This window comes from Streptomyces prunicolor NBRC 13075 (genome assembly GCF_000367365.1).
GTDB classification, from domain to species: Bacteria; Actinomycetota; Actinomycetes; order Streptomycetales; family Streptomycetaceae; genus Streptomyces; species Streptomyces prunicolor.
In genome coordinates this window covers 1-18,999 of the sequence record NZ_BARF01000101.1, presented here as the reverse complement: position 1 = coordinate 18,999, position 18,999 = coordinate 1, and the positions used below count along the sequence as shown (strand labels likewise).

Below are 18,999 nucleotides of genomic sequence, written 5' to 3'. Positions count from 1 at the left end.
GTGCAATAAGAGGTTCGAAGGGGATCGGTCCGTCATGCCCGTCTACACGCTGCCCGACCTGCCCTACGACTACTCCGCGCTCGCCCCCGTGATCAGCCCCGAGATCATCGAGCTGCACCACGACAAGCACCACGCGGCCTACGTCAAGGGAGCCAACGACTCGCTGGAGCAGTTGGCCGAGGCGCGCGACAAGGAGCAGTGGGGGTCGGTCAACGGCCTGGAGAAGAACCTGGCGTTCCATCTCTCCGGCCACATCCTGCACAGCATCTACTGGCACAACATGACCGGCGACGGCGGCGGCGAACCGCTGGCCGCGGATGGCGTCGGTGGGCTCGCCGACGCCATCACCGACTCCTTCGGCTCCTTCGCCGGTTTCAAGGCCCAGCTCACCAAGGCCGCCGCGACGACACAGGGTTCGGGCTGGGGCGTCCTCGCCTACGAACCGTTGAGCGGCCACCTGATCGTCGAGCAGATCTACGACCACCAGGGCAACGTCGGCCAGGGCTCGACCCCGCTCCTCGTCTTCGACGCCTGGGAGCACGCCTTCTACCTCCAGTACCGGAACCAGAAGGTCGACTTCATCGACGCGATGTGGGCCGTCATCAACTGGCAGGACGTGGCCCGCCGTTACGAGGCGGCGAGGTCCCGGCAGACGATCCTGCCCGTATGACCTGCATGACCTGCATGACCTGCATGAAGCGTCCTGCCTCGTGATCGTCTTCTCACCTTTCGCGCAGGCAGGCGGTTGAAGAGGAGGGCCCCCGCGAGGACGTGACTCGCGGGGGCCCTCCTCTTCAACTCTCCTCCCCACACGGCACGTTGAGCGACATCAGAGCCACCGTGTCGCCCTGCAACCGGAGTTCGCTCACCGCCGCGTTCCGCAGCCGCGGAAACACCCGCCGGTACTCACCGAGCGGAATCGACAGCAACCGGCACAGCACCAGCCGCAGCAGGGAGTTGTGGGCGACGACCAGAACGCGTTGGTCGGGATGCGCGGCGGCGATGCGATGCAGGGCGGCGGTTCCGCGCGTCGCGGCTGCCGTCGGGTCCTCGGCGCCGGGGAAGGCGTGGGCCACCGGGTCGGCGCGGAAGGCCTCCGCCGCACCGGGGTTCTCCGCCGCGAACTCCGCGAGCGTACGGCCCTCCACCACCCCGAAGTCGCATTCGCGCAGGGCGGGTTCCGTGTGGGGGGTGAGGTTCAGGGCGCGGGCGGCGGGGGCTGCCGTGCGGACGGCCCGGGACAGGGGTGAGGTCCAGATCGCGTCGACCGGGTGCTCGGCGGCCCAGCGGCCCAGGGCTTCCGCCTGCGCGACCCCCGTGTCCGTCAGGGCGACGTCGCTGATGCCGGCGTAGCGGTTCTCGGCGTGCCAGACGGTCTGGCCGTGGCGGGCGAGGAGGAGTGTGGTGCTCATGAGTCGATCGTGTCCTGGTTCAGACGGGTGCGGGTGTGCGTCGCGAGCGGGGTGGGCAGCCAGCCCCGGGTCTCCAGTTCGTCCACCAGACGAGCGTACGGCTCGGTGAAGCGGGCCGTGTGGGACGCGCGGGGTTCGAGGACCGTGCGGATGCGGACCATGCGGTCGGCCACCTCCGACAGTGCCCTGCCGCCCGCCCCCGTCCCGTACGCCGCCAACACCGCCATCCCCAGGGCCGGTTCGATCTGTTCCGGTACCCGGGCCGGGTGGCCGAGGATGTCGGCGCGGAGCTGGTTCCAGTACGCGCTGCGGGCCGCGCCGCCCGTGAAGGTGAGCGGGCCGTCTATCGGGGCGCCGAGGTGGTGAAGGTAGTCGAGGCACAGGCGCTCGGTGAACGCCACGCCCTGCAGGACAGCCGCCCACCGGTCCGCCTCCGAAACCGGCTTGCCCAGCGTGAACGCCGTGGCCTCCGGGGCGAAGAAGGGGAAGCGCTCACCGCCGGACGAGGCGAGGGGGTAGGTGAGGACGCCGGACGGTTCGTACGCCGCCGCCTGGCTGTCCAGCTCCGCCGGGTCCGCCGCTGGCGGCAGTGCCCCCGCGCCCACACTCGACGCCCCGCCCGGCAGCCAACTCCCGTCCGGTGCACGGTGGTTGTAGACCACCCCGGCGTCGTCCCGGACGGGGATCGCGGACGCTCCCTTGAGGACCAGGGTGGTGCCGAGCACCGAGTTCCAGGCACCGAAACGCAGCGCCCCCGACGCGATCTGCGCCGCGCAGCCGTCCGTCATCCCCGCGACGACCGGGGTACCGGCGGGGATGCCGGTCGCTTCGGCGGCGGCCCGGCAGACCTCGCCCAGCCGGGTGCCGGGGCGGACCACCTCCGGCAACACCTCACCCAAATGGGCCAGTTGAGGCGGCCAGACCTCGCGCTCCGCGTCGTAGCCCGTCTTGAGGGCGTGACTGGAGTCGGTCGGGACCGTCCCGCCCGTCAACTTCGCGGTGATCACGTCAGGTTGGTGAGTCACTCGTCCGGGGCCATTTGTGTCCAACAGCCACAACGCCTTCGGCAGCGCCCAGCTCGTCTGCATCCCTACCCTCGCCGCCTCCGCCACCGCGCGCCCGTCGTCGTACATCAACCCCCGTGTGAGCGGGCGTCCTTCGGCGTCCGTCAACAGCACCGTCCCAGAGGTTCCGCAGACCGCGAGCCCGCCGATCCGCACCGGCGAGGACCGCTGTCCCGCCAGCGCGGAGCCGGACGCGCTGCACACCGCCTCCCACCACTCCCCCGGGTCCTGTTCGTGCCGTACGCCGTCCCGGTGGTTGGTCAGCGGGGCGGTGCCCGCGCCGAGGACCGTGCCGTCGGCCGTGACCAGCAGTGCGCGGACGCTCTGCGTGCCCAGGTCGATCCCCAGCCACGCCTCGGGTTCACCCTCGAACATCATCCGGACCTCCCACGGGGGTTACGCAATCTGCGTTCCCCGTTCATCGTGGCGGAGAGGGAGGGAGCCCCACGATGACCGAGACCCTGCGTGTCGTCGCCGCCGGTGACCATTTCGTCCTGCCGTCGCTGATCACGTCCGCGATCGCCGAGGAACTGCGCGAACACCCCTTCAGTAGCACCGAGTTGAAGCTCGGCTGGCCATTGGAACCCTTCGGGCCCGTCGCCGAGGTGGAGGAGGCGAGTGATGCCGAGGACGAGTTGATCGAGGCCCTGCGGAGCAACGGTGGCGGTCAGGTGCTGGTCACCCAGATGGGCCCGGTGACGGAGCGCGTGCTGGATGCCTGCCCGGATCTCCGGTTGGTCGTCGTGTGCCGGGGCGGACCCGTCAACGTCAACCTGGACGCGGCGAAGACCCACGACGTACGGGTGTGCTTCGCGCCCGGCCGCAACGCCGCCGCGACCGCCGAGTTCACCGTGGGCATGCTGCTGGCCGCGCTCCGCCGTATCCCGCAGGCGCATGAACTCCTTGCCGGGCAAGGGAGTTGGGAGTCCGGTGCCGCCTACTACACGTACGAGCACAGCGGGTTGGAGCTGGAGGATCTGCCGGTCGGGCTGGTCGGGTACGGGGCGGTCGGCAGCCGGGTGGCGCGGGTGCTCTGCGCGTTCGGGGCGCGCGTGATGGTGTACGACCCGTATGTGCACGGTGAGATCCACGGGCTGCGGGTCGGGACGCTGGACGAACTCCTCCGGCGTTCCCAAGTCATCACGCTGCACGCCCGGTTGACCCCCGAGACACGTGGTCTCATCGGCGCCCGCGAGCTGGCGCTGCTGCGGCCCGGTGCGGTGGTGGTGAATGTGGCGCGGGGTCCGTTGCTGGACGAGGAGGCGTTGTGCGACGCGTTGGAGAGCGGGCAGGTGTCCGCTGCCGCGCTGGATACCTACGCGCGCGAGCCGTTGCCCGCCGGGGCACGGCTGTTCGGCTTCGCCGACCGGGTGGTCCTCACCCCCCACCTCGGGGGTGCGTCCCGGGCCGTGGCCGAGAAGGCGGCACGGATAGCGGCGGCGGAGGTGGGACGGTGGGCGCGAGGTGAGCGCTTGTCACACCAACTCGGGTGAGGGCCCACCAAGTTCCACTGTCCCCACGTGGACGGCCGAGAGGGAGCCGTAGGGGCGCGCCGGTGTCGAGAGTGCGAGCGCGCGGAGGCGCGAAGCGTCGAGCACGGTCGTGCTCTCGACACCGGCTTCCAGCGCCCCGGAGGCGACCGAACCAAAAGAGGTGCGCGCGTGGGTGCGTTGACAACACAGGCCCACCTACGCGACACCACCCAACACCGACCCACCTCCACCCCACTCCACATCACCCACCCCCAGGAGGCCCCCCATGTACGTCGGAATCGATGTCGGCACGTCCACCGTGAAGGCCGCCGCCTTCGACGGCTCCGGGCGTGAACTCGCCGTAGCCGCAAGGCCCGTGGGGTTGTCGATGCACGGTGGGTTCGTCGAGCAGGACATGGACGAGGTCTACGGCGCGGTCGTCGCCGTACTGGAGGAACTCACCGCGGAAGTGGACGGACCGTTCGAGCTCGCCGGGCTCACCGGGCAGGGTGACGGGGTGTGGCTGGTGGACGCGGAGGGGCGGCCGGTGCGGGCGGCGGCGTCCTGGATGGACGGGCGGGCGCATGAACTGCTCGACCGGTGGCTGGCGGACGGGACCTTCGAGACGGTGTTCCGGCGGACGGGGAGCGCGATGTTCCCGGGGTGTCCGGGGCCGTTGCTGGCGTGGCTCGCGGCGCACGAGCCGAAGGCTCTGGACGCGGCGGCGGCCGCCCTGTACTGCAAGGACATGGTGTTCCAGCGGCTGACGGGGGCGCGGGCGACCACCGATGTCTCGGACGCGTCGATGCCGTTCCTCGACCCCCGGACGCGGTCGTACGACAACGGTGTCGTCGAGCTGCTCGGGTTGACCCGGCGGCGCGGGCTGCTGGCGCCGGTCAGCGATCCGGTCGCCACGGCCGAGACGCGCGGCGAGGGGCTGCCGGTGGGCACCCGGATCGCGAACGGGCCGTACGACCTGCCCGCCTGCGCGCTCGGCGCGGGGGTGACCGAACCGGGGGACGGGCTGCTGATCGTCGGGACCTGTCTCGCCAGTCTCGTCGCGACCACGGAGCTGGACCTGAGCGGTGAACCGGCCGGGTTGTACATCTCCCTGGACCGGCCGGGGCACTGGCTGCGGGCCATGCCGGCGATGGTCGGTACGGCGGCGCTCGACTGGGTGCTGTCGACGACGGGTGTCCGGCACGAGGAGGTGGACGGGCTGCTCGCGGCGACCCCGCCGGGCGCGAACGGGGTGCGGGTGCTGCCGTATTTCGCGCCGTCCGGTGAACGCGCGCCCTTCGTCGAGCCCCGGCTCCGCGCCGAACTCACCGGTGTCTCCCTGGAGTCGACGCCCGCCGATCTGATCCGGGCGACCTGCGAGGGGATCGGTTACGCGGCCCGGCACTGTCTGGAGGCGGCGGGGCTGACGGGGTCGCTGGCCGTGTGTGGCGGGGGTACGCGCAGCCCGGCCTGGATGCGGCTGCTCGCGGATGTGCTGGGGCGGCCGTTGCGGGTGGTCGAGGGTGAGGTGGGTGCGCGGGGTGCGGTGCTCGCGGCGGCGGAGCGGTACGGGGTTCCGCTGGACGCGGGGGTCTGGACGCGGCCGACGGAGGTCGTGGAGCCGGATGCGGGGCGGGCCGCGTTCTACGCCAAGGGGTTCGAGGACCATCTGGCGCGGCTGGCGGCCGCGCGCCACCGGAGCCGGTGATTTCGGGGGCGGGCGCCCGCGATTCGCGGTGTACTACCGGCCTGGCCGTGGTGCGTGGCGAGGAGGAGTTCATGACGGTGCTTCGACGGTGGTGCCCGAACTGTCTCGGGTGGCAGGACTTCCAGATGATGGCCGCCGGCGAGAAGGCAGCCGTCCGTGCGGAGAAGGGGCCCCGGCACTACGTGGGCGATCTGTGGCGCTGCGCCGTCAAGGGCTGTGTGCGGTACCAGCCGGCGTACAACGCGCGAGGCGGCGGCGATCTCCCCGAGAAGTTCCGTGAGGAGAAGGCCGCCGCCCCGGAGTGAGCACCGCAGTGCTTACAGGTTGCCGTGCTTACAGGTTGCCGTGCTTACAGGTTGCCGTGCTTACAGGTTGCTGAAGTCCGGGCCCTTCGTGCGGCTGCGCTTGATCTCGTAGAAACCGGGGACCGAGGCGACCGCGACCGTGCCGTCCCAGAGGCGGGCGGCCTCCTCGCCCTTGGGGGCGGGGGTGACGACCGGGCCGAAGAAGGCGATCTGCTCGCCGTCGGGGCCGGGGACGGCGATGACGGGGGTGCCTACGTCCTGGCCGACCTTGTCGATGCCCTCCTTGTGGGAGGCGCGCAGCTCGGCGTCGAACTCGAAGTCCTCCTGGCCGGCGTAGTCGATCAGGTCGGCGGGCAGGCCGACGTCCGCGAGCGCGCCGGCGATGGCCTCGACGGTCGGGCCCTCGCCGTTGTTGTGGATGCGGGTGCCGAGCGCGGTGTAGAACGGGCCGAGGGCGTCCGCGCCGTGCTTCTGCCAGACGGCGGTGACCACGCGGATCGGGGCCCAGGCCTTGGTGGACAGCAGCTCGCGGTACTCCTCGGGCAGCTCGTCGAGCTTGGGCTCGTTGAGCACGGCCAGGCTCATGATGTGCCAGCGGACCTCGATGTCGCGGACCTTCTCCACTTCCAGCACCCACCGGGAGGTCATCCAGGCCCAGGGGCACAGCGGGTCGAACCAGAAGTCCACGGGCGTCTTTGCGGGCGTGGTCGCGGTCTCGGACATGACTCTCCTCGGAATACGGCCTTTCCCCACCGCAACACCTTCCTTCGCCACCTCATTCCCGGGTACCTGCGGTCAGGGGCACATGGCAGGATCGACCCTGACCGCATATCGAACACCAGTCGACATCATTCGAGGGAGCTGCTCCGTGCCCGGTGAGAATCTGACCCGCGACGAGGCCCGTGAGCGGGCCGCCCTGCTGTCCGTCGACGGGTACGACGTGTCCCTCGACCTGCGTTCGGCGGTCGGTGACGATGCCGGGGAGGGGCCGCGGACGTTCCGGTCGGTGACCACGATCCGGTTCCGCTGCGCCGAGCCGGGCGCGGCGAGCTTCGCGGACCTGATCGCACCGGCCGTGACCGCCTTGTCGCTCAACGGCAAGGACCTCGACCCGGGCGCGGTCTTCGACGGCACGCGCATCCAGTTGGAGGACCTGGCCGCCGAGAACGAGCTGATCGTCGACGCGCGGTGCGCGTACTCCCGTACCGGCGAGGGTATGCACCGCTTCGTCGATCCCGAGGACGGCGAGATCTACCTCTACACCCAGTACGAGCCGGCCGACGCGCGCCGGGTCTTCGCCAACTTCGAGCAGCCGGACCTGAAGGCGCCGTTCCGCGCCGAGGTGCGGGCGCCCGAGGGCTGGACGGTGTGGAGCAACGGGGTCGGTGAACTGACCGACGGCGTATGGAAGTTCGCGGAGACGAAGCCGATCTCGACGTACATCACGGCGTTCCTGGCGGGCCCGTACCACTACGTCACGGACTCCTACTCCCGTACCTTCGAGGACGGTACGACGCTGGAGATCCCGCTCGGCGCGATGTGCCGCAAGGGGCTGGCGCCGTACTTCGACTCCGACGACGTGTTCCTGGTGACGAAGCAGGGGCTGGACTTCTTCCACGACCACTTCGACTACCCGTACCCGTTCGGGAAGTACGACCAGGCGTTCGTGCCGGAGTACAACCTCGGTGCGATGGAGAACCCGGGGCTTGTCACCTTCCGCGAGGAGTACATCTTCCGGGGGAAGGTGACGCAGGCCTCGTACGCGGGGCGGGCGAACACGATCCTGCACGAGATGGCGCACATGTGGTTCGGCGACCTCGTCACCATGGAGTGGTGGGACGACCTGTGGCTGAAGGAGTCGTTCGCCGACTTCATGGGGGTGTTCGCGAGCGTCGGCGCGACCCGCTTCTCCGACGCCTGGATCAGCTTCGCCAACCGCCGCAAGGCGTGGGCGTACCGCGCGGACCAGCTTCCCTCCACGCACCCGATCACCGCCGACATCCGCGACCTCCAGGACGCGAAGCTCAACTTCGACGGCATCACGTACGCCAAGGGGGCTTCCGTACTGAAGCAGTTGGTGGCGTACGTCGGCCAGGACGCGTTCCTCGAGGGCGCGCGGCGCTACTTCAAGCGGAACGCGTACGGCAACACGCGCCTCGGTGACCTGCTCTCGGTGCTGGAGGAGACGAGCGGGCGGGACATGGCGTCCTGGTCGCGGTCGTGGCTGCAGACGGCCGGGGTCAACTCCCTCACCCCGCAAGTGGTGTTGGACGTGGAGGGCGGCCGTGTCGCGGAGCTGACGGTGCTTCAGGAGGCGGCCGAGTCGCATCCCGAACTGCGCCCGCACCGGGTGGTCGTCGGCCTCTACCGGACGGAGGGCGGCCGTCTCGTGCGGTACGAGCGGGCCGAGGTGGACGTCGACGGTCCGCGCACGGTCGTGATCGAACTGGCCGGTGCGGACGCGCCGGAGCTGGTGCTGGTCAACGACGAGGACCTCACGTACGCCAAGACCCGCTTCGACGCTGTGTCGTTGGCGACCCTGCGGGAGCGACTCGGCACGCTCACCGACCCGATGGCGCGCGCCCTGTGCTGGTCGGCGCTGTGGAACATGACGCGGGACGCGCTGCTGCTCGCACCCGACTTCATCGACCTGGTGGCGCGGTTCGGGCGCCGGGAGACCGACATCGGTGTCCTCCAGGTGCTGCACGCCTGGGCCAACTCCGCGCTGGTCAACTACTCGCCGCCGTGGTGGCGCGAGACCGGCGCGAAGATCCTGGCGCACATCGCGCTGCGGGATCTGCGGGACGCCGAGCCGGGCAGCGAGCAGCAGCTGGCGTGGGCGCGGTTCTTCGCGTCGGTGGCGTCGGCGCCGGAGGAACTCGCCCTGCTGCACGCCCTGTTGGACGGTACGGAGAAGATCGAGGGCCTTGCCGTCGACCAGGAGCTGCGCTGGGCGTTCCTGGAGCCGCTGACCGCGCACGGCGCCGCCGACGAGGCCGTCGTAGCCGCCGAACTGGCCCGGGACGACACCGCGTCCGGCAAGCGTCACCAGGTGCGCTGTCTCGCCGCCCGGCCCTCGGCGGCCGTCAAGGCGCAGGCGTGGGCGCAGGTCGTGGAGTCGGACGCGCTGTCCAACGCGTTGGTCGAGGCGACGATCGCGGGGTTTGTGCAGCCGTCGCAGCGGGAGTTGCTCGCGCCGTACACGGAGAAGTACTTCGCGGCGATCGAGCGGGTGTGGTCGGAGCGGTCGATCCAGATCGGCGTGGATGTGGTGCGGGGGCTGTTCCCGGCGTTCCCGGCCGCCGAGGACGCGCAGGCGACGCTGGACGCGACGGACGCGTGGCTGACGTCCCACGAGGGGGCGGCACCGGCGCTGCGGAGGCTGGTGCTGGAGTCGCGGGACGACCTGGCGCGGGCGCTGCGGGCGCAGGCGGCGGACAACGAGGGGCGGGGGTCCGACAGTTCTCACGGTTGACCGTTGAGCCGCTGAGCCTTGGCCTGCGATTGGCCTCTGCGTGACCGTTACTGAATACAGGTAATCGCAGCCGTAACCCCTGGTCCACCCCATCCGGACCAGGGGTTTTCGGTGCCTACTCGGCATCCGAACGCCCGTCCTTTAGTACCGCGTTGTCCGGATTCTTCGACGGGCGTGTAACAGCGGTTAGGGAGCGGATCCGGCGCGGGAAACCCCGTTGCATGAACCACAACACCCCGCTCTCCCCCCGCCCCCTCAGCCACCTCTCCGAGGTGCACCGCCGCGTGCTGACGACGGCTCAGCTCCGGGCGCACGGTGTCCCGGCCGCCGAGGTGAACGAGCAGTGCCGTCCCGACGGGCCGTGGCAGCAACTCCTCCCCGGCGTCGTCCTGTTGCACTCCGGCCCGCCCACCGGCGAGGAGCGGCTGCACGCGGTGCTGGTGTACGCGGCGCGGGAGCGGACGGCGGGGGTCCCGGTCCAGCCCGGCGCGGAGGGCCCGCACCGCCCGACGTACACGGAGACGATGGTCACGGGCCTTGCGGCACTGACCCTGCACGGCTTCACGTCCGCACCGGAGTTGGCCTCGCTCAAGCAGATCGACGTCCTGGTCCCCCGCATGCGCCGACTGCGCTCGACGGGCTGCGCCCACATCGTCCGCACGGCGGCGCTCCCGACCCCGCAGCAGGTGAAGGGCGTACCGGTCGCCCCGGTGCCGCGGGCCCTCGCGGACGCGGTGGCCGAGCTGTCGGACGCGAACGCGGTACGCGGGCTGCTGACCGAGGCGGTACGCGGCGGTCACTGCGAACCGGCCGCGGTGGTACGGGAGTTGAACAACGCCAAGCTGCTGAGCCGCCCGCACGTGGTGGACGCGGTGGACTCGCTGCTGGCCGAGGGCCGCGCGATCGCGGAGGACCGCCTCTACCGGATGGTGAGCGAGCACGGCCTCCCCGACCCGGTGTGGAACGTCGACCTGCGGCTGCCCGGCGGCCCGCACCTGGGCGGCCTGGACGCGTACTGGCCGGAACAGGCAGTCGCCGTAGAACTGGACACCCGCGCCCCGCGCCAGGACGAGGACGCGCTGTGGTCGGAGTACGCCCGCAAGCGCGAGCACCTGGAGCGGCTGGGCATCACGGTCGTCCACATCACCCCGAAGAAGCTCCGGGACGCGATGGAGCAGCAGGCGGCGGTGGTCCGTACGGCGCTGATGGCGTCGGCGGACCGCGATCCGGCCGCGTATGTCGTGGTGCTGCCCCGGTAGTGACGGACCGGGGCGGGATCAGGAGGGGAGAGGAGGGGCCACTGGGGGTCGGTGGCCCCTCCTCACATGTGCCGTCCGTTGGGTGTTCTACAGGGGCTCGGGCAACGGCGGCGGGGCGGCGCTCGTCGTCGTGTGTCCCGCGTGCAGGCCGTCGATGAGGGCGGCGTAGGAGGCGATCATGCGCGTACGGCTGAAGCGTTCGCGGCTGCGGGCGTGGGCCTTGGCGAACTCCGCGCGGCCGACGACCGCCTCGGTCCAGGCCGACGCGATGGCGTCCGGGTCGGGGGGTGTGACGATGCCGTGCCCGGCGACGATGGACGCGCTGTCGCCGATGTCGGTGGAGACGGGTACGGCCCCGCACATCATGCCCTCGATGAGGCACAGGGGCGCGGCCTCGCCGAAGGACGACGTCAGCGCGACGACGTCCGACCCGGCGTAGACGGTCTCCATGTCCCGCCGCACACCGAGGAGATGGAGCCGATCGGCGAGTTGCTCCCGGTCCTCCCCGAAGGCGTCGTCGATGTCGGCGGAGAGGGCGGGCTGGTCGACGGCGGTCATGCCCGTGCCGCACATGAGCACATGCCCGGCAGGCTCACGCCGTAGCCACGCGTGGGCGGCGCGGAGGAAGAGCGGGATGTTCTTCATGGTGGCGTAGCGGGCGGCGAAGACGACGACGGGGGCGGTGTCCGGGATGCCGAGGGAGGCGCGGAGGGCGAGCCGCCGGGCGGGGTCGGGCCGGAAGCGGAACAGGTCGACGCCGTTGGGGATGACGTGGAGGACCTCGGGCGGGATGCCGGCGGCCCGGTAGGCGTCGCGGGTGGACTCCGCGCAGCAGACGGCGGCGACGACCTTGCCGTCGGCGATGGCGGTTTTCAGTTCGTCGAGGGCGGGGCCCTGGTGTTCGGGGTCCGAACGGTGCAGGCACACCACGACGGGGCGGCGGGGCAGGCCCGCCTGGTTGAGCAGGGAGAGCGGCTGTTCCTTGAGCGACAGGACGACGTCGGCGTCCGCGAGGGCGCGGGCCGCGTCGGCCAGCTCGGGTCCGGTGAATCCGCCGGTGACGGTCCCGTCCGGGTCCCGGTCGCCGCCGAAGGTGCGGCCGAGGGTGGAGACACCGACTCCGGCCGCGGTCAGTTGCTGGTAGCAGGCGTCGTTCTCCATGGCCTGCCGGGTTGCTTCTCGGTGTACTTCGCCGTGGATGCTGAGCACCGTATGGTGCTGGCCGCCCTCCACCAGTCCCAGAACGACGTCGCTGTGGACAATTCGGGCTCCCCCGGAGAAGAAGCCTTCGTAGACCGACAGCACGTGCAGCTCGTGTCTAGCGCGCACACGACCACCCGCCTTGCGTATGAATCGAGCCATCCCCGTGAACAGCGGGTTAGCCGTTATGAGGCGGCACGGACATTTCGTACGAATGAACTGGGTGTCTCGTGTCTGGGTCCGATTGGTTATCCGGGGGTCAATTGGTACGGAGGCCTACGGCGAGCTGGACGCGAACCGTCTTTCCGATGTCTCCCCGCAGAAACCAATCGAGGGATGCGGAGAGCGCGGCGACGACGAGGAGTCCCCGGCCGTTCTCCGCTCCGGGGGCTTGCGTGACCACGGGGAACGCCGGAGTGGGGTCCGACACGTCGATCGTCAGCGCGGCGTTCTCTTCGCCTACGGCGACTCGTAGCCAGACCTCGTGTCCGGGGACCTTGCCGTGTCGTACGGCGTTGGCGACGAGCTCGGAGGTGACGAGGACGGCGTCTTCGATGTCGCCGGGCCAGTTCCAGAGGGTGAGGCGGCGGCGGGTGTGGAGCCGGGCGAGGCGGACGCTGCGGGGGGTCATGGGGTAGCTCATCGACCAGTCGGGGGTGAGGAGGGTGGGGGCATGGGGGGGTTCCTTTCGGGTGGGGGGGTGCCCGACCACCGTGGCGAGACTGCACATCGAGCTGCAATCGAAACTCCTCAGAAATTTCAGGGAAGTTGAAATTGGACTATGCCCGGATCTGCACAAGCACCTGCACGGCTTGCATACGTCGTGCCACACTCGGCACGCGAGAGCAGGCGACACGTACAGCGGCACAGGGATGGTGCACATGGCGGCGAAGCGCGGGCGGACCGGCCAGCGACTCGAACTTGGCCTTCAGCTACGTCAGTTACGTGAAAGCTGCGGTCTGGGCGACCGCGGGGGCGGCCTCACTCGGAAGCAAGCGGTGCAGGGACTGCGAGTCTCCGAGGCAACGCTGCTGAGGATCGAGACCGGTGCGCTGAACTTCCGGAACGTAGGCGATCTGAGGAAGTTGCTGGACCGGTACGGCGTCACCGACGAGGAGATCATCGAGTCGCTGACCGACCTCAACCGGGAGTCGGGGCAACGGGATTGGCTGACCCAGTTCCCCATGCCGACCGGGATGCCGACGTTCGTGGGGCTTGAGCCGGAGGCACGCAGCATGAGGGCGTACCACCCGACCCTGGTGTACGGCCTGTTGCAGACGGAGGCCTACGCACGCGCGCTGCTCGAAGCACACAAGCCGGTCGAGGAGAACACCTCCGAATTCGTGCGCAGTAGCGTGGAGTTGCGGATGAGACGCCAGGAAGTGCTCACCAGGGAAGACCCGGTCAAGCTTCGCGTCATCCTCGGCGAGGCCGCCCTGCGCTACCCGGTGGGAGGTGCCGAAGTGCAGCGCGACCAGTTCGAAAAGCTCGTGACGATGTCGTCCTGGGACCACATCGCCATCCAGATCCTGCCGTTCAGATCCGGGTACCGCTCGACGAACGACTTCGCGATCCTCAACCTCGGGGACGACCTCCCGCCGAGGGTCCAGATCGACAGTGCCTGGGGCGCGACCCACACCTCGGACAAGCGCCGTGAAGTCGACCGTTTCATCCGCCGGTTCGACGCCATGACAGCATCGGCACTGCCGCCCGAAGACACCCCCGACTTCCTGCATCGACTGGAAAGTGAGCTGTAGCACCATGAACCCCGAGATCGCACCCGAGCACGCCTGGTTCAAGTCGTCCTACAGCGACGGCACGGGCCAGAACTGCGTCGAAGCGGCCCACCTCATCCCCACCGGCATCGCCATCCGCGACTCCAAGAACCCCACCGGCCCGGAGCTACTCCTCCCCGCGACGGCATGGGCCCCCTTCGTCACCCAACTCCGCGAGACGGACTCACGCGACTGACGAACGCCCACCCTGCTGCGCATCACCCGGCTCGCTCCCACCGTGCGCGGTGAAGACGAACGCCGACGTGTCGCCATCCAGATCAATGGTCAGCGAGGCGTCCAGCGCCTTGGCCAGCCGGGTGAGGAGGGCCAGGGTGGGTACGGAGTCGCCGCCCTCGATGTTGGAGATCTGCGGCTGGGTCATCCCCGCCCCGCGAGCCAGCTCGGTCTGCGAGAGGCCCAGCTCGGTACGCCGATCGTGGACGGCCTGCCCCAGGGCGAACGCGTACCCGGCCTCCACGTAGGCCGGCGACTCCTCGACGGACTCGCCCAGGAGCTTCCTGGTCCGCCGGGTCTTCCACTCGGAGTGGTTCACGGCCGCTCCTCCTCGATCCGCTCGTAGCTGTGCTCGGCGGATCCATGCTCCGCCTCGCACACCTTCTGCATCTGCTGGGCTCGCTCGACCTCGGCCACCTCACGCTGCCTGGTCTTACGGAAGACCGTCAGCAGCACAATCCGCCGATCCCGAGTAAGCCAGTACGTGATGCGGACGGCATTGCCATCCATGAGGAAACGAAGCTCTCTCACCTTGCCACCGAGGTGCCGCGAGTACGGCTCCCCCAGAGTGGTCGGCTGAGCCGCGAGCATGTCGGCAGCCCGTTCGGCCTTGGCATACTGCGCATCCGAGAGAAGCTCCAGCCACTGCCGGACTTCGGGCTCGATCCGCCAGAGGTCACTCACGCACGCAAGTATACAGAAATCTGTATAGCGAGGCGGGTAGGTGTTCCCGCCCTGGCCCCCGTGTAGCTACCGCAGCCGCCCTCCTCCTCAGCGCAACGTAGCGTCAGCGCATGGGGTTCATGTTCGCGATCTTCGGTCCACCTGTGATCACTGTCTTTCTCGTCGCCCTCGGGGCGGTTCCGTACGGGTTGTGGGTGACCAGGAAGAAGCCCTCGCGGCTGGCCCGTTGGGCGGTGATCGGGGGTGCGGTCGCGATCGCCGCCTACGGGGCCGGGACCGACTACGGGCTCGCCTTCACACATCCGCTCGATCTGTGTGCGGACAGGACCGGCGACGGCTTGTACATGGACATGGGGCGGGACTCCACCCTCACCTCCGTGAGCCGGGGCAGCTTTCCGCTGTCCGTGAAGTGCCATTGGAACAACAGGTACAGCACCGAAATCGTGTGGCCCTGGGCCTCGCCCCTGCTGTACGCGGGGCTGGCCTGCTGCATCGGTTGCTCCGGCATGCTGCTGCTCAATCGGTACGAGCGCGGAGACCTCACTTTCCGCAGAACTCCCCCACCACCACCGCCCCCGCATCCCCCGACCAGTCCCCGTTGAAGTTGAACGCCAGGGAATGGCGACCGTCCGCCGTCGTCACCGCCACCGACGACGAACCGTGGATGCCGCCGTCGTGGCCCCAGACGTGGACGCCGCAGGGCAGGGTGATGTCGGCGAGGCCCAGGCCGTAGCGCGTGGCGTCGCCGCCCTCGCCCGTCGCCACCGTCGTCTTCATCTCCTTCAGCTGCTTCGGCGGCAGCAACTCGCCCCGCAGCAGCGCGCCGTAGAAGCGGTCCAGGTCGGAGGAGTCGGAGATCAGTGAGCCTGCCGAGGAGGCGATCGTCGGGTTCAAGCGCGTGACGTCGTACGTCGGGCCCGTGGGCGTTCGTGCCAGCTTGCTGTAGGCGTGGCCGCTGGGTTGCGGGACAGTGACCCTTGTGCCTGGGAGTGAAGTCGCCTTCAGGTGGAGGGGGTTGATGATGCGGCTGCGGATCTCCGTCTCGTACGAGTGGCCCGTGACCTTCTGGATCACCATCCCGGCCAGGACGTAGTTCGTGTTGGAGTAGTTCCACGACGTGCCGGGCGCGAAGTCCGGCTTGTGGGTCATCGCGATCGCCACCAGGTCGGCCGCGCTCTTCGTGTCGTAACGGTGTTGGAAGAAGCCGTCCTTGGTGAAGTACGCGGTGCCGAAGTCGTCGTCCGCCGTGTAGTTGAAGATGCCGCTCGTGTGGTTCAGGAGCTCGCGCAGGGTGACTTTCGTGCCGTCGTGGCCGTTGCCCTCGACCACTCCCGGCAGCCATTTCGCCACCTTGTCGTCCAGCGACAGGCGTCCCTCCGCCTCCAGTTGGAGGATCACCGTCGACACGAACGTCTTGGTGATGCTGCCCACCCGGTAGCGGTCGTCGGCCGAACGCGGCTTGCCGGTACGGAGGTTGCCCACACCGGCTGTCGTCGACCAGGTGCTGCGGCCGTCCTTCACCGTCGCCGTGACGCCGGGTACGCCGATGTCGACGGCCGCCTGGATGGCCTTGCTGGTGGCGGTGTGGTCCTCGCCCTTTCCGGTGGGCTCCGCCGCCGTCGCGGGTCCCACCAGGGCGACGACCGACAGCGTCAACGCCGTCGTCGCCATGAGTGCCGTACGAACTCTCAGTCCCATGTCTTCCCCCTTCGTCGAGGGGAGGGACTCGGTGGCGTGTGGCCAAGGTTGCCCGGTTGTACGGCAGTTGAGTGAGTTTCAGCCGTTCTGAAAGACCTTTGTCAGAGTCAGCCCTTCTTGAGGAGCAGCTCCGTGTTGCGGTCCTTCGCGTCGCCGCCCAGCACCGTGCTGGAACCCGGTGCGTTGTACGACAGTTCGCGGTACAGGGCGCCGAGGCCGGTCTGGGTGAGGTCGGAGAAGTCGGTGCGGTGCGGGGCCGCGGACTCGATCAGCGTGGTGAAGAGGGACAGCGTGCCGTCCTTGTTGTCCACCAGCTCGATGACACGGGCGAGTTGGGGATAGTCGACGTGGGAGGCCGTGGAGATCTCCCAGAAGCTGCGGCCGTCGGGCGCCGCGTGCGGGGTGATGACGTTGCGGTGGATGTGGCCGTTGACCCAGGCCAGCACGTTCGGGTGGCTGCCGAGGAGGGCGACGACCGCGTTGCCCTCGTAGCGGCGCTCGGTGGGGTGCGCGGGGTCGGGGCGGGTGTTGTCCATCGTCTTGCTGGTGTGGTGGCTGAAGATCACCGCGTACGAGTCCTTGTTGTCGCGCAGTGTCTTGTCCAGCCACCTCAACTGCGTTGCCCCGATGGACCCTTCGTAGTGGCCGCCCGCGTCCGTGGTGTCGAGGCTGATGCCGATCACGTCGTCGGCGATGCGGAACGCGTAGTACTGGGTGCCCGCGTCGACGTTCGCGGAGGAGTAGCCGTGGCCGACCGGGCCGAGGCCCTGGTAGGCCGGGTCGAGGTGGGCCTTGAGGTACTCGGCGGAGGTGTACGGGGCGCGCTTCTCGTCCGGCGTGATCGAGCGCGCGGAACGGGCGTGCGCCTTGAGGAAGTCGCGGTAGCCGGTGCCCTTGGGGTCCTTGGCGTCCCGGATGGAGTTCTGGAGCTTCTTCGCCTCGGCCGCGGTCGCGGTCATCAACTTCTTGCCGCCGATGGCGAGTTCGGTGAGGTACGGGTCCGCGTGCGAGCCGAAGCAGCCGAGCGGGAGCGCGTCGTGGTTGCCGACCGTGGAGTACCAGGGCAGGTTGAGGCCGGGGCTGCGGACCTCGCGGATCGCGGCGGCCAGGAAGCCCTTGAGGTGCGGGAAGCCGACCTGCTTGTCGCCGTCGCGCAGCGTGGAGTCGGGCTGCCAGTACAGCTTGAGGCCGCTGTTCATGACGCCCTCGTAGTGGCGCGGGTCACCGGTGTTGGGGGTGAACCGGCCGCCGCTCATGATCTTCATGAACCATTCCAGCTCGGACTTCGCGTTGTTGTCCGTGTTGTCGCCGGTGGTCATCACGAAGTGCAGCGGGGAGCCGGTCACCGGGGCGCCGCGCAGCGCGTTGACCCGCTCGACCAGCGAGATCCCGCCCTGCACGGTCAGCGCCTCGTGCGGGCGCCAGGCGTGCTTGTCGGTCGAGCGCAGGTACTCCAGGCGCAGCGGGTGCTGGGTGTCCATCAGGTGCAGGTCGGTGAACTGCACGAACGACGCGAGTGCCGTACGGCGGCCCGCGCGCCCGGACTTGGCGGCGGCGAGGTCGGCGCGCACGACGCGCTTCCAGCCGGCGCCGTCGCCGAGGCGGCGGTAACCGGAGTGGGTGCGCGGGGCGGCGACCGTGGCGAGGGTGGTGCCCTTGGTGTACGGGGCCAGGGGTGCGGCCGGTGCCTTGCGGGACTCCGCCACGGGTGCCTGGGCGGCGGCGTTGGTGGCGTTGGTGGCCTCGCCCGTGGCGGCCTGGCTGTCGGTGGGCCGTAGGGCGTAACCGATGCCCGCGGAGACGGACACGGCCGCGGTGGCGGCGAGGACGGTACGGCGGTTGACCCCCAGCGCGGAGCTGGCGACAGAGCGTGTGCGCGACATGGCGCGATCTCCCCGAGTACGAACTGCGTCGGCAGTGGTCGCGGGGGTGCGCGGCGATCGGTTTTCGATCGCGGTCACGAACTTCCCGCTCGTACTGGATGCTTGGCATCGGGGATGACCTGCGCGTAAACGAGACGGCAACGCGTAGCGCCGATCACCGTACGTCGATCTTGGCGCCCCCTGTGCGTTCGTGAACGCTCGTCGAGCCGCCTGGAAGCGGCTACTCCGTGTTCATCTGCCGGGGTACTGAAGCTATTCCGGAGCTGTTTCGGAGCTACTTCGGGGCTACTTCGGGGAGTGCTCGACCCGTCCGACTGCCGGCCGCTCGCGCCACAGCCGCAGTGCGATGTCGATCAGCCCGACCCGGGTCAGGCCGGGGACGTCGTCCAGCGGATGCCAGGCCGCCATGTCGGTGGATCCGCCGACCTCGTTGCGCAGCTCGCCGCGGACGATCCTGGCCTCGTAGACGAGCCGGAGGCCGTGCTGGTCCACCTTGCGGCGGTGGCGCCACGGAATGACGTGGTGGATCGAGTCCATGCCGAGGAAACCGGTGACCTCGACGTGGTAGCCGGTCTCCTCCTCCAGTTCCCGGACCACCGTGTCGTTCGGGTGCTCGCCGTGGTCCATGCCGCCGCCGGGGAGTACCCACTCGTATCCGCCGCGCTCGGCCGGTGAACGGGCAAGGAGGATTTGTCCGTCCCTGACGCAGACTGCGTAGGCGGCGACTCTCAGCTTTTGGCGCACCCGGAGACGTTAAGTGCTCTGTGGGAAGTGCCGCAATGTGTCGTTGTTTGGCTGCGGCGCCATTGTGGCTGGTCGCGCCCACGCGG

19 protein-coding genes are annotated in these 18,999 nt (G+C 69.6%); 9 read left to right on the top strand and 10 right to left on the bottom strand.

The features are described 5' to 3' along the window. Positions 1–34: 34 nt before the first annotated feature. Entirely contained in the window at positions 35–670 is a 636-nt protein-coding gene (locus SPR02S_RS42790; protein WP_019063196.1) for a superoxide dismutase, read from the top strand. Between the two features lie 124 nt (positions 671–794). Here the strand turns inward: SPR02S_RS42790 and SPR02S_RS42785 are convergent, their stop codons facing one another. Next, positions 795–1,412, bottom strand: a complete 618-nt coding sequence (locus SPR02S_RS42785) for a histidine phosphatase family protein (protein WP_019063195.1) — start codon at positions 1,410–1,412, stop codon at positions 795–797. Next, positions 1,409–2,854: an FGGY-family carbohydrate kinase gene (locus SPR02S_RS42780; RefSeq protein ID WP_019063194.1), complete on the bottom strand. Its 1,446-nt coding sequence runs from the start codon at positions 2,852–2,854 to the stop codon at positions 1,409–1,411. Before SPR02S_RS42780 ends, SPR02S_RS42785 begins: the two co-directional genes overlap by 4 nt. A gap of 71 nt (positions 2,855–2,925) precedes the next feature. Between SPR02S_RS42780 and SPR02S_RS42775 the strand changes: the two genes are divergently transcribed. The 3 genes from SPR02S_RS42775 (at position 2,926) to SPR02S_RS42765 (ending at position 5,961) form a co-directional block, all read left to right on the top strand. Further along, a complete protein-coding gene (locus SPR02S_RS42775; protein ID WP_019063193.1) occupies positions 2,926–3,969 on the top strand; it encodes a 2-hydroxyacid dehydrogenase in 1,044 nt (347 codons plus the stop codon). Positions 3,970–4,234: 265 nt separating this feature from the next. Continuing rightward, positions 4,235–5,656: an FGGY-family carbohydrate kinase gene (locus tag SPR02S_RS42770; RefSeq protein WP_019063192.1), complete on the top strand. Its 1,422-nt coding sequence runs from the start codon at positions 4,235–4,237 to the stop codon at positions 5,654–5,656. 71 nt (positions 5,657–5,727) lie between these two features. Beyond that, positions 5,728–5,961: a hypothetical protein gene (locus tag SPR02S_RS42765; protein ID WP_019063191.1), complete on the top strand. Its 234-nt coding sequence runs from the start codon at positions 5,728–5,730 to the stop codon at positions 5,959–5,961. 60 nt (positions 5,962–6,021) lie between these two features. Here SPR02S_RS42765 and SPR02S_RS42760 read toward each other — a convergent pair whose 3' ends face one another. Next, the gene (locus tag SPR02S_RS42760) at positions 6,022–6,684 is read right to left on the bottom strand and encodes a mycothiol-dependent nitroreductase Rv2466c family protein (protein ID WP_019063190.1); all 663 of its coding nucleotides are present in this window, start codon (positions 6,682–6,684) and stop codon (positions 6,022–6,024) included. Between the two features lie 145 nt (positions 6,685–6,829). On the opposite strand from SPR02S_RS42760, the gene pepN reads away from it, so the two are divergent. Continuing rightward, positions 6,830–9,436: an aminopeptidase N gene (gene pepN / locus SPR02S_RS42755; RefSeq protein ID WP_019063189.1), complete on the top strand. Its 2,607-nt coding sequence runs from the start codon at positions 6,830–6,832 to the stop codon at positions 9,434–9,436. A 221-nt stretch (positions 9,437–9,657) separates the two neighbouring features. Next, positions 9,658–10,695, top strand: coding sequence for a hypothetical protein (locus SPR02S_RS42750; protein ID WP_019063188.1), 1,038 nt, complete (start codon positions 9,658–9,660; stop codon positions 10,693–10,695). Between the two features lie 87 nt (positions 10,696–10,782). Here the strand turns inward: SPR02S_RS42750 and SPR02S_RS42745 are convergent, their stop codons facing one another. Then, entirely contained in the window at positions 10,783–12,000 is a 1,218-nt protein-coding gene (locus SPR02S_RS42745; protein WP_019063187.1) for a glycosyltransferase family 4 protein, read from the bottom strand. 154 nt (positions 12,001–12,154) lie between these two features. Further along, positions 12,155–12,526, bottom strand: coding sequence for an ATP-binding protein (locus tag SPR02S_RS42740; RefSeq protein WP_245607711.1), 372 nt, complete (start codon positions 12,524–12,526; stop codon positions 12,155–12,157). An 82-nt stretch (positions 12,527–12,608) separates the two neighbouring features. Between SPR02S_RS42740 and SPR02S_RS42735 the strand changes: the two genes are divergently transcribed. Next, a complete protein-coding gene (locus tag SPR02S_RS42735; RefSeq protein ID WP_306305756.1) occupies positions 12,609–13,652 on the top strand; it encodes a helix-turn-helix domain-containing protein in 1,044 nt (347 codons plus the stop codon). Positions 13,653–13,656: 4 nt separating this feature from the next. Then, positions 13,657–13,866 carry a DUF397 domain-containing protein gene (locus SPR02S_RS42730; RefSeq protein ID WP_019063184.1) on the top strand — a complete coding sequence of 70 codons (210 nt, stop codon included), beginning with the start codon at positions 13,657–13,659 and terminating at the stop codon, positions 13,864–13,866. On the opposite strand, the gene SPR02S_RS42725 is transcribed toward SPR02S_RS42730, so the two are convergent. Both SPR02S_RS42725 and SPR02S_RS42720 read right to left on the bottom strand, forming a co-directional pair. After that, positions 13,855–14,223: a helix-turn-helix domain-containing protein gene (locus SPR02S_RS42725; RefSeq protein WP_019063183.1), complete on the bottom strand. Its 369-nt coding sequence runs from the start codon at positions 14,221–14,223 to the stop codon at positions 13,855–13,857. The two genes, SPR02S_RS42730 and SPR02S_RS42725, sit on opposite strands and share 12 nt — an antisense overlap. Continuing rightward, complete coding sequence (locus tag SPR02S_RS42720) at positions 14,220–14,588, bottom strand: type II toxin-antitoxin system RelE/ParE family toxin (RefSeq protein WP_019063182.1); 369 nt, start codon at positions 14,586–14,588, stop codon at positions 14,220–14,222. The genes SPR02S_RS42725 and SPR02S_RS42720 overlap by 4 nt, the downstream gene beginning before the upstream one ends. 110 nt (positions 14,589–14,698) lie before the next feature. Here SPR02S_RS42720 and SPR02S_RS63605 point away from each other — a divergent pair, with 110 nt between their 5' ends. Next, entirely contained in the window at positions 14,699–15,190 is a 492-nt protein-coding gene (locus SPR02S_RS63605; RefSeq protein WP_158697970.1) for a hypothetical protein, read from the top strand. Here the strand turns inward: SPR02S_RS63605 and SPR02S_RS42710 are convergent. From SPR02S_RS42710 to SPR02S_RS42700, 3 genes are all read right to left on the bottom strand, one after another. After that, positions 15,129–16,259: a serine hydrolase domain-containing protein gene (locus SPR02S_RS42710; protein ID WP_019063180.1), complete on the bottom strand. Its 1,131-nt coding sequence runs from the start codon at positions 16,257–16,259 to the stop codon at positions 15,129–15,131. The two genes, SPR02S_RS63605 and SPR02S_RS42710, sit on opposite strands and share 62 nt — an antisense overlap. Before the next feature lie 134 nt (positions 16,260–16,393). Then, on the bottom strand, positions 16,394–18,169 hold the full coding sequence (locus SPR02S_RS42705) for a TIGR03767 family metallophosphoesterase (protein ID WP_019063179.1): 1,776 nt from the start codon (positions 18,167–18,169) through the stop codon (positions 16,394–16,396). Between the two features lie 285 nt (positions 18,170–18,454). After that, a complete protein-coding gene (locus SPR02S_RS42700) occupies positions 18,455–18,913 on the bottom strand; it encodes an NUDIX hydrolase (RefSeq protein ID WP_026151379.1) in 459 nt (152 codons plus the stop codon). Positions 18,914–18,999 lie beyond the last annotated feature (86 nt).

Coding starts and splice junctions, on each gene's coding strand:
- SPR02S_RS42790 (WP_019063196.1), top strand. CDS start 35: ATGCCCGTCTACACGCTGCCCGACCTGCCCTACGACTACTCCGCGCTC.
- SPR02S_RS42785 (WP_019063195.1), bottom strand. CDS start 1,412: ATGAGCACCACACTCCTCCTCGCCCGCCACGGCCAGACCGTCTGGCAC.
- SPR02S_RS42780 (WP_019063194.1), bottom strand. CDS start 2,854: ATGATGTTCGAGGGTGAACCCGAGGCGTGGCTGGGGATCGACCTGGGC.
- SPR02S_RS42775 (WP_019063193.1), top strand. CDS start 2,926: ATGACCGAGACCCTGCGTGTCGTCGCCGCCGGTGACCATTTCGTCCTG.
- SPR02S_RS42770 (WP_019063192.1), top strand. CDS start 4,235: ATGTACGTCGGAATCGATGTCGGCACGTCCACCGTGAAGGCCGCCGCC.
- SPR02S_RS42765 (WP_019063191.1), top strand. CDS start 5,728: ATGACGGTGCTTCGACGGTGGTGCCCGAACTGTCTCGGGTGGCAGGAC.
- SPR02S_RS42760 (WP_019063190.1), bottom strand. CDS start 6,684: ATGTCCGAGACCGCGACCACGCCCGCAAAGACGCCCGTGGACTTCTGG.
- SPR02S_RS42750 (WP_019063188.1), top strand. CDS start 9,658: ATGAACCACAACACCCCGCTCTCCCCCCGCCCCCTCAGCCACCTCTCC.
- SPR02S_RS42740 (WP_245607711.1), bottom strand. CDS start 12,526: ATGACCCCCCGCAGCGTCCGCCTCGCCCGGCTCCACACCCGCCGCCGC.
- SPR02S_RS42730 (WP_019063184.1), top strand. CDS start 13,657: ATGAACCCCGAGATCGCACCCGAGCACGCCTGGTTCAAGTCGTCCTAC.
- SPR02S_RS63605 (WP_158697970.1), top strand. CDS start 14,699: ATGGGGTTCATGTTCGCGATCTTCGGTCCACCTGTGATCACTGTCTTT.
- SPR02S_RS42710 (WP_019063180.1), bottom strand. CDS start 16,259: ATGGCGACGACGGCGTTGACGCTGTCGGTCGTCGCCCTGGTGGGACCC.
- SPR02S_RS42705 (WP_019063179.1), bottom strand. CDS start 18,169: ATGTCGCGCACACGCTCTGTCGCCAGCTCCGCGCTGGGGGTCAACCGC.